This is a genomic window from bacterium SCSIO 12741 (genome assembly GCA_024398055.1).
Lineage (GTDB): Bacteria > Bacteroidota > Bacteroidia > Flavobacteriales_G > Salibacteraceae > SCSIO-12741.
The window spans coordinates 5038505-5050721 of the sequence record CP073749.1 but is presented as its reverse complement, the minus strand read 5'-3'; the positions used below and the strand labels follow the sequence as shown (position 1 = coordinate 5050721).

General features: G+C 45.0%; 10 protein-coding genes and 1 riboswitch. Of the genes, 8 read left to right on the top strand and 2 right to left on the bottom strand.

Annotation, left to right across the window (positions count from 1 at the left end):
- Positions 1-93: 93 nt before the first annotated feature.
- Positions 94-2304: an OmpA family protein gene (locus KFE98_21500; GenBank protein UTW62539.1), complete on the top strand. Its 2211-nt coding sequence runs from the start codon at positions 94-96 to the stop codon at positions 2302-2304.
- 7 nt (positions 2305-2311) lie between these two features.
- Here the strand turns inward: KFE98_21500 and KFE98_21495 are convergent, their stop codons facing one another.
- Positions 2312-2665 (bottom strand): tRNA-binding protein, encoded by a 354-nt coding sequence (locus KFE98_21495; protein UTW62538.1) that lies wholly within the window; start codon positions 2663-2665, stop codon positions 2312-2314.
- A 280-nt stretch (positions 2666-2945) separates the two neighbouring features.
- Here KFE98_21495 and fabG point away from each other — a divergent pair, with 280 nt between their 5' ends.
- Positions 2946-3698 (top strand): 3-oxoacyl-[acyl-carrier-protein] reductase, encoded by a 753-nt coding sequence (gene fabG, locus KFE98_21490; GenBank protein ID UTW62537.1) that lies wholly within the window; start codon positions 2946-2948, stop codon positions 3696-3698.
- 75 nt (positions 3699-3773) lie between these two features.
- Complete coding sequence (locus tag KFE98_21485; protein UTW62536.1) at positions 3774-5861, top strand: hypothetical protein; 2088 nt, start codon at positions 3774-3776, stop codon at positions 5859-5861.
- Here KFE98_21485 and KFE98_21480 read toward each other — a convergent pair.
- Positions 5858-6250, bottom strand: a complete 393-nt coding sequence (locus KFE98_21480) for a response regulator (GenBank protein ID UTW62535.1) — start codon at positions 6248-6250, stop codon at positions 5858-5860. The two genes, KFE98_21485 and KFE98_21480, sit on opposite strands and share 4 nt — an antisense overlap.
- Before the next feature lie 116 nt (positions 6251-6366).
- Positions 6367-6569, top strand: a riboswitch (cobalamin riboswitch).
- A 56-nt stretch (positions 6570-6625) separates the two neighbouring features.
- Between KFE98_21480 and KFE98_21475 the strand changes: the two genes are divergently transcribed.
- The 5 genes from KFE98_21475 to KFE98_21455 are packed head-to-tail and all read left to right on the top strand — an operon-like array spanning position 6626 to position 12093.
- Positions 6626-8158, top strand: coding sequence for a DUF4465 domain-containing protein (locus KFE98_21475; protein UTW62534.1), 1533 nt, complete (start codon positions 6626-6628; stop codon positions 8156-8158).
- Positions 8158-9168, top strand: coding sequence for a T9SS type A sorting domain-containing protein (locus KFE98_21470; GenBank protein UTW62533.1), 1011 nt, complete (start codon positions 8158-8160; stop codon positions 9166-9168). The genes KFE98_21475 and KFE98_21470 overlap by 1 nt, the downstream gene beginning before the upstream one ends.
- On the top strand, positions 9165-10436 hold the full coding sequence (locus KFE98_21465) for a Plug domain-containing protein (GenBank protein ID UTW62532.1): 1272 nt from the start codon (positions 9165-9167) through the stop codon (positions 10434-10436). Before KFE98_21470 ends, KFE98_21465 begins: the two co-directional genes overlap by 4 nt.
- Positions 10427-11035, top strand: a complete 609-nt coding sequence (locus tag KFE98_21460) for a TonB-dependent receptor (GenBank protein UTW62531.1) — start codon at positions 10427-10429, stop codon at positions 11033-11035. Before KFE98_21465 ends, KFE98_21460 begins: the two co-directional genes overlap by 10 nt.
- Positions 11026-12093, top strand: coding sequence for a hypothetical protein (locus KFE98_21455; GenBank protein UTW62530.1), 1068 nt, complete (start codon positions 11026-11028; stop codon positions 12091-12093). The genes KFE98_21460 and KFE98_21455 overlap by 10 nt, the downstream gene beginning before the upstream one ends.
- Positions 12094-12217: the final 124 nt, after the last annotated feature.

Genomic DNA, 12217 nt, shown 5'->3' with positions numbered 1-12217 from the left:
CGAAGAAAAATGCACTTTAGCGGATCGAATTTCAATCCTTTGTAAGCATCCCAATTAGATTATATTTGTTCCTAACACAAGAGTGCGAAATACATGCGAATTCAAACCTTATCGTGCCTCCTTTTGGCGCTACTTTTTGGAGCAATGAGCGCGGTGGCTCAAGATGATTTGACCGAGTCTCAGAAGAAGAAATTGCTGAAGCAGGCCAGGGATTACATGCAGATGGAAGAGTTTCGTGAGGCGTTTAAGTCTTACAGTGAACTCCACAAATCCGATACGGCAAATCCAAATTACAACTACGAGCTTGGAATCTGTATTTATGAAGGTTCTTTTAATAAAGTAGCTTCCAAAAAGTATTTTGAGAGTGCCTTGGAAAAAGGAAATCGGGCCGATATGCCTGAAATGTTCTACTACTTGGGTCGTGTGTACCACCTCGAGCACAATTTTCTGTTTGCACTGGCTGCCTATAACACCTATTTGGTAGAAGGTCTTCCGAAGGGAAAGGTGGGAAGATTGCGCAAAAAAGAGGTAGAGTCCTACATCCAACAATGTGATGAAGGAAAAGATTTGATTGAAAAAGATCAGAACCTTCTCGATCGTGTGGATCGCAATACCAAAAACGTAAGTAAGTTTTATGTGGAAGGAAATAAATTCATCCGCATCGAGAATTTGGGTGATGAGGTAAACAGTGCTTTTTCGGAGTATGGCCCCATCATTATGAATAACAACCGTACCTTGGTTTTTACATCTCGTAGAACCGGATCGACTGGAGGAGAGGTATACTCAGACGGACAGTATTTTGAAGATATTTATGAGGCGACCAACCGCTCTGCCCTTTGGACGGACGTTCAAAATGTAAACAACTCCAAGTTCTTTAATGGAGCTTTGGTGAACTCAAAAAAACACAACGCTACGGTTTCTATTTCACCAGACGAGTCGCAGCTATTTGTTTATGTGGACAACCACATCGATGTTTTAGAAAATGACGGTGAAAACTGGTTGGAGCCTCGCAAGTTTAGTGAAACCTTTAGCCGGGCTGGTAACCAGGTAACCAGTGCAACTATTTCTCCAGATGGAAACAAGCTGTACGTTGCCGCCGATCGTTTCGACTGTATTGGTGGAAGAGACCTGTTTGTAAGTGAAAGAGATTCTTCTGGCAAATGGGGAGAGTTGGTTAACATGGGACCTGGAATTAATACAGAGCTCAATGAGGCCACTCCTTATATGTTGGACGACACCACTTTATTCTTTTCGTCAGCGGGTCATTCCAGTATTGGTGGATATGATGTTTTTGTAAGCTACCGTTCTGATACGGGATGGAGCAAGCCGCAAAACCTGGAGATTCCAATTAACTCGCCATTCGATGAAGTAAACTACATGCTCGGTCACGATCGTTCCCATGCTTACTATGCTTCTAACCGATCCGGTGGATATGGTGAATATGACATTTACCGCATTACCAAAGGGGTGGACATGAACATTGATGAAAGCATGTTGGCCAAGTTGGAAGCTGAAGAACGCGAATTGTCAGAAGGGGATAGCACTGCAACTGGCGGCCCTGAGTTGATTGCTGGCGGAATCGAAGGTGAGGGTGAAGGTTTGCCTGAAGGTGGAAAACAAGTTTTGTTGTTAAACGATATTTCATTGGATGAGTCTGGCAATCTGGATTCGGCTACCGTTGCTCGATTGGACGAAGCGGCTGAAGTGCTGAATAAGGATCCCAATTTTACTGCTCAGATCGTAGCCACTGGTGCTGGGGTAGGTGCGGCTGAAGATGCTCGTAAAAGGGCACTTAAAGCGTACAACAACCTAATCGATTCTGGCATTGAGCCATCGCGTATTGAGGTGAGCTATACCGGAATGGGACAAGAAGGTCTGGCCGGAGCTACCGAAATGGAAGACGGTCGTGAAAACCTAAAGGGTGCACCTGGAAGTGCTGCTGCATCGTCTGCACCGCTTACACCTAAGTATGAAGAGAATGTATACTTCGGATTTAACTCCAAGCTGGTGACCGAATACAGCCAAGGCAAATTGGCTAAGCTTTTGGCCTTCCTGGAGCAAAACCCGGATGTTAAAATCTACATGAGTGGCCACTCCGATCACGTTGGAAATGAGAGTTACAACCTCAAGCTTTCCGAAAAGCGTGTACTATCTGTTAAGGAGTATTTAGAAGGTCAAGGAGTGAAGCAACCTATCCGCACTGAATTCTTTGGAGAAAGCAGCCCACGTTTTGCGATCGATGAAGTGACCAGTGATCCGGATAAGCAGATCTACAACCGTCGGGTGAAAATTGTAGTATTCTAAGGAGTACTTAACCTATTTTACTTCCATTAGGCACCGGGCGCTCTGGACAAAGCAGGGTGACCTCAGATGTATCTTCACCATAGATTCCCAATACCAGGCATTCGGATTTGAAGCCGGCAATACGCTTGTTTTCAAAATTGACCACCGCAATAACCTGCTTTCCTTTCAAATCTTCGAGCGAATAGAGCGCCGTAATCTGAGCTGAGGATTTCAAAACACCCATAGGACCAAAGTCAATGCTCAGTTGATACGCTGGCTTACGGGCTTCAGGAAAGGGGCGAACCTCAATTAGAGTTCCAACGCGAATATCTAAGGAAGCGAAATGGTCGAAAGGAGCTGTTTCCTGTTTTGGATTTTCCATGGATTCAATTTTGACCAAAGATAGGAGGGACAAGGGTGGGTGCGAGTACGAAGACGAAAAATATAAATCACTGCTGGTGAACATCCCATTGCTATTGGAACCCTGAGTTCAGATACGAGATACGAGATGCGAGATTGGAGATTGAAGATTGGAGATTCGAGATTGGAGATTCGAGATTCGAGATTGGAGATTGGAGATTCGAGATTCGAGATTTGGAATTGAGATAGAAGCATGGAGATTCAAATCAAGTTCTATCTTTGGCGCATCTAAAATCACTCGCATGAAACTACTCGAAGGAAAGGTTGCAATTATTACAGGTGCATCTCGTGGAATTGGCAGAGGAATGGCCGAAAAATTTGCTGAGCAAGGAGCTCATATCGCATTCACTTATTTGTCTTCTGAAGAAAAGGCTAAGAAGCTGGAAGAAGAGCTAAGTGCATACGGTATTACAGCAAAGGGCTATAAATCTAACGCTGCCGAATTTGATGCAGCAGAACAATTGATTGCTGACGTACTGAAAGACTTCGGAGGTAAAATTGATGTGGTGATTAACAACGCCGGTGTAACTCGTGACAATTTGCTGATGCGAATGACCGAGGATATGTGGGATGAAGTAATGAACACAAACCTGAAATCGGTATTCAACATGACCAAGGCTGTGCAGCGTACAATGCTTAAGCAGCGCTCAGGGTCTATCGTTAACTTGAGCTCCGTGGTTGGGGTTAAAGGAAACGCTGGTCAGGCTAACTATTCAGCTTCTAAGGCTGGTATTTTGGGATTCACCCGATCCATCGCCCTTGAGTTAGGATCAAGAAACATTCGTTGCAACGCCATCGCCCCTGGATTTATCGAAACTGAGATGACGGGAGCACTTCCAGAAGAAACCGTGAACGAGTGGCGTCAGGCTATCCCGTTGAAAAGAGGTGGTACTCCTGAAGATGTGGCAAATCTGGCTGTATTCCTGGCTTCTGATATGTCTTCTTACATCACAGGGCAGACCCTTCATGTGGATGGCGGAATGCTAACTTCCTGATCGGAATTATAAAAGTTCCTAAAATAGGAACCAACCTTCCGGCGTTTCGATCAATTCATTGATATTTGAGAACGCATGCTCGAAATTAATTACCCCAACTGGTATCTGCTGGTTTGCCTGTTAGTCGGTGGACTTATTGCTGGTCTGCTGTATTACCGAGATAACCGCAGTGGTTTTTCCAAGCCGGTTGTTTGGGGCTTAGCCCTAATGAGAGCTCTGGTGGTAAGTGCGATTTGCGCCTTGCTACTCGAACCCTTGATTCGATACACCAGCTACGAATCTGAAGAACCCGTTCTCATTCTGGGGATTGACAACAGTCAGTCCATGAAAAATCATGCAGACTCATTGACGCTTGCTCAATCCGTTGAGACCTGGGTAAAGGAAGTATCGGAGAGATTGGATGGCAAATACCAAGTCAAGGCCTTTACTTTCGGAGAGGAAACCCAAACCTTTGATACGCTCAGTTTTCAGGAATCAGAAACGAACCTTTCTGGGTTTCTTGAGGAGCTGAATGCCTTGTACTCATTTCGAAATGTAGCCGGCGTTACGCTTATTACGGATGGGATATATAACCAGGGCAGCAATCCGGAGTATGTAAAAAATAGAATTAAGGCACCCATTTATGTTTTGGAAACTGGGGATACCTCCAAATCGGCAGATCTAAAAATTACGGATGCCCGGTACAACGAGATTGCTTTTCTGGGCGATCGATTTCCCCTGGAATTTGATGTTGTAGCCGAAGGTTTAAAGGGAAAACGAGCTAAAGTAACCTTAAGTTCAGGCGGACAGGTGTTGGATCAGCAACCCTGGGATTTGGGAGGTGGACACGTTTTTAAAACCTTTCGATACGAAGTAGAGGCTCAGCGAGAAGGAGTACAACAATTTACCCTTACCATAGAACCCCTAAAAGGAGAGCGCACGGTAAGAAACAACCGGATGAACCTTTATGTAAAGGTGCTGGATGCCCGGCAAAAGATTCTTTTGGTTTATGCTTTTACGCATCCCGATGTAGGTGCTATTCGCAGGACTTTAGAAAACAATGAAAACTACGAAGTAGAGCTTTTGCCTGTCAATGACCTTTCGTCGATGGATATGGATGGCCTGGAGAAAAACTACAACCTGGCCATTCTTTATCAGGCACCTGCTCTTAAAGGAAAACTTCAAGCATTCAACTCCTTTATGCAGACCCGTTTGCCCAAGATGTTCATTGTGGGGCCACGAACCAATATTGGCTTTCTCAATCAGCATAACATTGGTGTTAAATGGTCTGGCTTTAACGGACAATATGGCGAGGCCCGAGCTGGACTCAATGCCGGCTTTACACTCTTTGATCTGAATTCAAGAGAAAGAGCCGTATTTGATATTCTGCCACCATTGACCGTTCCCTTCGGTGAAGCAAAACCGATGGGGAACTACGAGTCCTTTTTACAGCAGCAAATTGGATTGGTAAAAACCGAGTATCCACTATGGATTTTTTCCACCCTAAACGGTCAGAAAACAGGAGTTCTTGCAGGAGAAGGGATTTGGCGCTGGCCTTTGGCTGAGTTTGAACAAAACGGCAACACTGAAGTATTCAATAAGATTTGGGACCGGAGTACGGCCTATTTGGCCAGTAAAGATTTGAATCGTCCCTTTAGAGTTCGGGCTGCTCGTAGCTTTAAAGCTACAGAACCCGTATTACTCTACGGTGAATTGTACAACCAGGCATTTGAGCGGGTGAACGATCCCGAAGCCACTGTGGTTCTGAAAAACCAGGAAGGGGAGGAATACAGCTGGCAAATGGCCCGGAGTCAAGGGAAGTATTTGTTAGAAGTGGGAACGTTGGAACCAGGATCCTATTCCTACGAAGCCAAAGTAAGTTTTGGAGGAAAGGAATTAAGTGATAAGGGTGAGTTTACAGTAACCGAAACCTACCTGGAGTTTGCCGAATACCGTACCAATCATCAGCTTTTGACCAACTTGACACAACAGTCGGGAGGAGCCTTGTATACCTTGGAGCAAGCCAATGAATGGTTAACCAAGATGGAACAAGAAATAGCTGAGCCTGTCGTTTTTGAGGAAAATACCTACCTCGACTTAGTGCATCTCAAATGGATATTTGCCTTGCTGCTAACACTGCTATCCTTAGAGTGGTTTTTCCGGAAAAGGGAAGGGGTGATTTAATCCTTAAAGAAACTCAACTTAATTTCCAGAAGCTTGTCCAGATTGAGAGGCTTAGTAATGTAACCTTTAACCATAGGATGGTTGTCCGATTGCCGAATATCTTCTGGGGAAATAGAAGAAGTGAGCATATAAACATCGGGTAAATGAGGAAGTTCCATTCCTTTAAGCATATCCAAAAACTCCCATCCATTCATAATAGGCATATTAATGTCAAGGAAAATGATTTCGGGCAGCGGTTCATCGCTAAGCAAGTATTCATCCCGAGCCAACTTCCCATTAATTGCCACATCGATGCGTTCGCTAAAGTCAATGCGGTTCAGAAGTTTGGTGTTAATCAGATTTTGAATCGGATCGTCGTCGATCAGTAATATTCTCTTAAAATTATTCATTCAGTCCTAATTGGCTCGCTTTACAACCAGGTTGATGTGTGGCGAATATATTAGAAAATTCACAGGAGCAAATCAAAAAAGTTGGGAATCGTAAAAATCAGTTGAGAATTAGAATTACCTTCGCAGCGCATTGCGGTTTCTGAAGCACTACCGTGCCCAGGAATTAAAATGGGAATTCCGTGAGACTCGGAGACTGTTCCCGCAGCTGTAAGGCTCATAATTTATCTTTTCGGACCACAATGTCACTTGTTGCCAGTGCAACTGGGAAGACCCGAAAAGGAGCTAAGTCAGAAGACCTGCCGCATGTAATTAATTACCAGGCTCGGGATAAGCCCGGTTTATTAGAAAACTATTTAAACACGTATTTTTACTTCGATGATTAATCTTTCCAAAACCTTTGCAGGTCTGGCATTGATGATTGGTTTGATCCCTTTTTCACAGGCTCAAACAGTATCTGATTTTGAAAACCTAATGGCTGCTCCGGATAGTATCTGGAACGGCTCTGACTTAAGCGGCGGAACCGTTAGCGGTGCTGCCTTCTTTTTTAATGACTATAACCCGGCCTGGAGCTCCTGGAGTGGATTCTCTGTGTCGGAAGTAAGCGATACCGTTACACGCGGTTGGGGTAATCAGTATGCCTCTATAGCTGGTTCAGGTGTCAACAATTCCAAAGCATATGGAGTCATGTATTCCGAAGGATTGATATCCTTCACTCACTCGGCTGCCGGAGACTCTGTAATGGGTGTGAGCCTGACTAATTCCACCTTCGCTTACTATTCCATGAAGGAAGGTGATAATATCGCCAAAAAATTTGGTGGTACCACGGGAACTGACCCTGATTTTTTCCGGGTTCAGTTTTACGGTATCGATGCCCAAGGCGAGATTACGGATTCCGTATACTTCTATTTGGCCGATTACCGCGGCGCAACGGGAGACTACATTGTTGATGACTGGACTTGGGTTGACCTTAGAACCTTGGGTCGCGTAAAAGCCGTTTACATGAGCTTTGAAAGTACAGATGTAGGAAACTGGGGTATCAATACGCCTACTTATGTGTGTATGGACAGTTTGATTGTGAAAAACAGTTCTAACCTTTTCGATCCTATCGCTCGATACGATTGGTCTGAAGCGGAAACAGCATCTTCTGGAAATGCCATTGACGTATTGGCCAACGACCTTGACCCAGATGGAGCTAAGGCAGATTTGAGTGTGAAAACAATTTTGCAGCCGATCAATGGTACAGCAATGGCTGGAACTGGAAATCAAATTGATTATACGCCAAACAATGGCTTCCACGGTTACGATACCTTGGGTTACGTAGTAGAAGATAAAAGTGGATTGACCGATACCGGATTGGTTTATGTATTGGTAAACTCAGCTCCAATTGCCGTTGACGATATGGGTTCTGCGCTTGAAGGACAAGCCATCACCATCGATATTTTGAAAAATGATTCAGACGAGGATAGCGCATCTCTCAATGTTTCTGTTTTAGACACTACCAAGAATGGACACATTACACTTACCAGCAACAAAACCTTGCAATACTTGCCGGATGCCGGATACATAGGAAAAGACAGTTGCTCCTACATCCTTTGTGATGTTTATGGTAAATGTGATACTGCCTGGGTAAATATTAATGTAGAAAAGAACACAGTTGGCGTAGACGAATGGTCGGCTCAAGAAAGCATTCATGTATTCCCTAATCCTACTAACCAGGTATTGACCATCGCTGGAGTTCAGCAAGCCGGTTCACTAAACTGGTATGATATGGCTGGTAATTTGATTCGTACCGATCGCATTGAGCTTGGATCCAACGAAGTATCCACCAGCAGTCTTCAGCCTGGAATGTATTTGATTACGACGAATCAAGCTGGAGTTAAACCTCTTCGCATTCAAGTGATTCACTAATGAAAGATTTCTCGCTTTGTACCCGGTTGTTTATTGGTCTGCTGCTCTTGGCAGGAAACCAGTTATTGGCACAAGGGCCCTTTGCCCCAGCTGCGGATCAGCCGGGTACAAAGGCGATTCATAAAGATTCTTCCATTTTCGTTTCCTGGGCATCTGAAGCCACCGTTCATCGGGGATTTATAAACATAGCCTTTCCACAAAAAGGAAGAACAACACACGGCGAAACCTGGTATGCACTGGGTAAAGCCAATCCTGAAGCTCTGAGTTTGGGAGATTCAGGTTACGTCACTGTTTCCTTTAATGGTACGGTGACCAATGGTGCCGGACCCGATTTTGCCGTTTTTGAAAACAGCTTCAATCACACTTTCCTCGAACTGGCCTTTGTAGAAGTGAGTTCTGATGGAATTAATTTTACTCGCTTTCCGGCTGAATCGCATACAGATACCACCTCTCAGATCGGTTCATTCGATGCTTTGGATGCCACCAATTTGTACAACCTGGCTGGCAAGTACAAAGGCTTATTCGGAACTCCATTCGATTTGGAAGAAGTAAAGGGAAGTCCAGGATTAAATGTAGATAGCATCACCCATATCCGAATTGTGGATGTGGTGGGGAGCATGGATGCCCGCTGGAAACAAAGAGATAGTAAAGGCCGGCCAGTCAATGATCCTTATCCTACGGACTTTGAAGTCAGTGGTATTTACACCGGTGGATTTGATTTGAATGCCGTTGGACTTATCCATTATCAAGGAGAGACTTTTTTGCCAGTACCCGATTTCTGGGCCGAAGAATCTAACCTGCAGTTATTCCCCAATCCAGCCACCGATCGTTTGTATTTGAAAGGATCTTCGGAGAACGTTCAATTGACTTTGATGGATCGCTTAGGCCGAATGAGCCAACTAAATCGCATGGGCGAAGGTTGGAGTCTGGATGGATTTTCTGCGGGTGTCTATAGCGTTATCATTCAGACTCAAGATGGACAAGAGATCCAGAAAGTAGTTCTTCGATGAAGTCGGTTTGGTGTCTGTTGATTCTGAGTTTAGTGCTCGGGAATACGATGCGAGCACAAACGGATACCACCCTTGAATTAAAAGTCTTTTTTCTTTCCGACGTTCGAATTACGCCGGATGAATCATTCAAAAAAAGCGAGCTGGATAGTGCACGAATGGCTCCTTACGATCTATCAGATCTCGGTGAGTTATTACGTTCCGAATCCGAGTTATTTATCCGTGATCAGGGCCCTGGATTGTTGAGCACCGCTTCGTTTCGTGGCACCGGTGCGAATCACACCAAGCTGTATTTTAATGGTGTTCCGATCAATTCCGGAATGAATGGAGTCTTTGACCTTAGCTTGTTTTCGGGGTTGCTGGTAGATGAATTGGAGGTTCATTATGGCGCTTCGAGTATGATCGATGGAGATGGAGGATTAGGAGGAAGTCTACAACTGCGTCAAAAGGCCACCTTTCAGCCTCGATTTTATGTCACGGCCATGGGGCAAATTGGGAGTTTTGGAGCGCATAACGAGGCACTACGTGTAGATTGGAGTAATTCGTCAATTAGTAGCTCTACCCGCATTTTGTACCAACATGCCGACAACGATTTTCCTTACATCGATCCCACACCTCCTGAATATGAGGAGCACACTCGAGAGCAGGCATCTTTTAACAAGGGCGGATTCTCTCAGTTGCTCCTCTTTCGAACCGGGAAGAACAGCGCCTTAAAAGCCAATTTCATTTACCTGTCTGCAGACCGTGACTTGCCTGGCCCGGCAGCAAAGGCCCATCCCAAAGAAAAGCAGGATGATCGAATTGCTTTGGGAACGCTGGAGTGGAGCCGTATTTCTTCCAAGACCTCCTGGTACGCCATTGGAGGCATCAAACACCAGATACTCTTGTATGAGAATGAGGGTGCCGATGTGTTTAGTAAGAGTTCAGAGAATCATGCAAATGGCCAGGTAAGGGTAAACTACTACCTCGGTAAAGCGCTCAAGATGGAGTCTTCTCTGATTACCGATTACGCCGAAGCCTTTAACACCGAATATGGCGAATGGAAATCGCAGTGGAAAACTCAGATGATTCACCGTGGTACCTGGGCCTGGGCCAACAAAAAGTGGATGAACAGTATACTCATTAAGAGCTTGGTAGCCGATGACCGAATCTATCCCTTATTGCCTTCCTATGCCACCAGTTATCCGCTCTATAAAAAATGGGTGAAAGCACGACTCTCTGCTTCATACCATGTCGCTATCCCTACCCTTAACGATCGGTTTTGGGGGTAGGAGGTAATCCTGATTTGAAAGATGAAGAAGGGTGGACAGCCGATGCGGGGTTTGAGGGCGAAGCCGGAAAAAAATGGATCTTATTTTATGATTTGGGTTATTATGTCAATCAGGTAAACAACTGGATTCTATGGATTCCGCAATCCGACGGAATTTGGCGGGTGACCAATCGGGATAGAGTGCTGGCTCAAGGAACCGAAGTGAACATGGGGGTGAGACGAAATGGTCGGAAAATGGGTGTAGAGGTCAGAGCTATGTATAACTACCAGTTTACCGAGACCGACGAAGGTTATCAACTTATCTATACGCCCCAGCACCGAGCTCGAATAAATCTGGAAGCCCGTTGGTTGGATTATTACCTACGATACGATCATAGCTATACCGGAACACGCTACATTAATCCTGAGAACACCATTTGGATGCCCGATTACTTTCTGGCCGATTTACGGATTGGATGGAAAAAGAAGTTCTGGAAAAAACACCGAATTGGAATGGAAGGTGGGGTGCTAAACCTGTTTGACGAGCCCTATCAAAACATAGCTAATCGCCCTATGCCAGGTCGTAATTATTTCCTTAAATTTCGCTACGAATGGCTATGATGAGGTATTTGCTATTAGCAGCGTTGCTGGTCTTTTTGGGCTGTAAAAAAGATCCTGATTTTGGTCCCCAGCAAGATAACCCCGAAATCAGGGATAGCCTGCTGGCTCCGGTTTATTCTGCCTTGGTGCTCAACGAAGGCAATTTTACCTACAACAATGCTTCGCTCACTCTGGTGGATTTGGATCAGCGTTCCGATCAGCAAGATTTCTTTTTTAGAAGCAATCAGGTGAAGTTGGGAGATGTGGCGCAGTCTATTACGGTAAGGGATACCATGGCCTGGATTGTGGTTAACTACTCAGGTTTAATCTATCAGGTTAGTCTGCCGGAAGTGAAAATTGTAAAGACCTTGAATGGTTTTGTGTCGCCCCGATACTTGCTTCCCGTCTCAGATACCATAGCCTGGGTGAGTGATTTGGGAGCGGAGAAAATCTACCAGTTGAATTTAAGAACCGGAGAGGTGAGTACCCGAACGGTGATTGAAGGCTGGATAGAGGAAATGATTGTTGTAGGAGATCGGGTTTTTGCTTGTATGGTTAAATCGCACGAGGTGATTGTTTTAAACAAACATTCCGGTCAGGTTGAAAAGCGGATTTCAGTGGGCAATCAGCCTCAGAGTTTAGTTCAGGATTACCAGGGCAAGGTTTGGGTTCTTTGTGACGGAGGGTGGAACGTAAACACGCGAAAAAATCCCCGATTGGATAGGATCGATGTAGATCGGTTGCAGGTAGATTTTACCTATACTTTTCCAAATATCGAAGATTCTCCAACCCGATTAAGAACCGATGGCGCTGCCCAGCAGCTTTATTTCTTGAATCGGGGTATCTACCGAATCGATGTAACTAACAACACGCCGTCGCCAGAACTGTGGTTAGAAACACCAGGACGCAACCTTTATGGTTTAGGAGTCTCGCCCGACGGTAAAACCATCCTTGCGACCGATGCAGGATCCTTCACCGCCAAAGGAAGTATTCTTCACATTGACTCATCGGCCAATCTGCTCAAAACCTACCCCGCTGGATTTATACCTCAGCATGTTGCTTTTTACCGAAGCAACTAAGTCGGTAATGTTGAAAAGCCTTAATTTAAGCCTGTATTAGCGGAATATAACCCAACGAATGGGCAGGTAAACAGTCTGTCAAAATGCGGGGTGTGTTTTCGTGGGAAAGTTGTCATAAAATTTT

What these genes read in the sequence shown, in the direction of transcription:
- KFE98_21475 (UTW62534.1), top strand. Translation starts at nt 6,626, where the DNA reads ATGATTAATCTTTCCAAAACCTTTGCAGGTCTGGCATTGATGATTGGT.
- KFE98_21485 (UTW62536.1), top strand. Translation starts at nt 3,774, where the DNA reads ATGCTCGAAATTAATTACCCCAACTGGTATCTGCTGGTTTGCCTGTTA.
- KFE98_21465 (UTW62532.1), top strand. Translation starts at nt 9,165, where the DNA reads ATGAAGTCGGTTTGGTGTCTGTTGATTCTGAGTTTAGTGCTCGGGAAT.
- KFE98_21455 (UTW62530.1), top strand. Translation starts at nt 11,026, where the DNA reads ATGGCTATGATGAGGTATTTGCTATTAGCAGCGTTGCTGGTCTTTTTG.
- KFE98_21500 (UTW62539.1), top strand. Translation starts at nt 94, where the DNA reads ATGCGAATTCAAACCTTATCGTGCCTCCTTTTGGCGCTACTTTTTGGA.
- KFE98_21470 (UTW62533.1), top strand. Translation starts at nt 8,158, where the DNA reads ATGAAAGATTTCTCGCTTTGTACCCGGTTGTTTATTGGTCTGCTGCTC.
- KFE98_21495 (UTW62538.1), bottom strand. Translation starts at nt 2,665, where the DNA reads ATGGAAAATCCAAAACAGGAAACAGCTCCTTTCGACCATTTCGCTTCC.
- fabG (UTW62537.1), top strand. Translation starts at nt 2,946, where the DNA reads ATGAAACTACTCGAAGGAAAGGTTGCAATTATTACAGGTGCATCTCGT.
- KFE98_21480 (UTW62535.1), bottom strand. Translation starts at nt 6,250, where the DNA reads ATGAATAATTTTAAGAGAATATTACTGATCGACGACGATCCGATTCAA.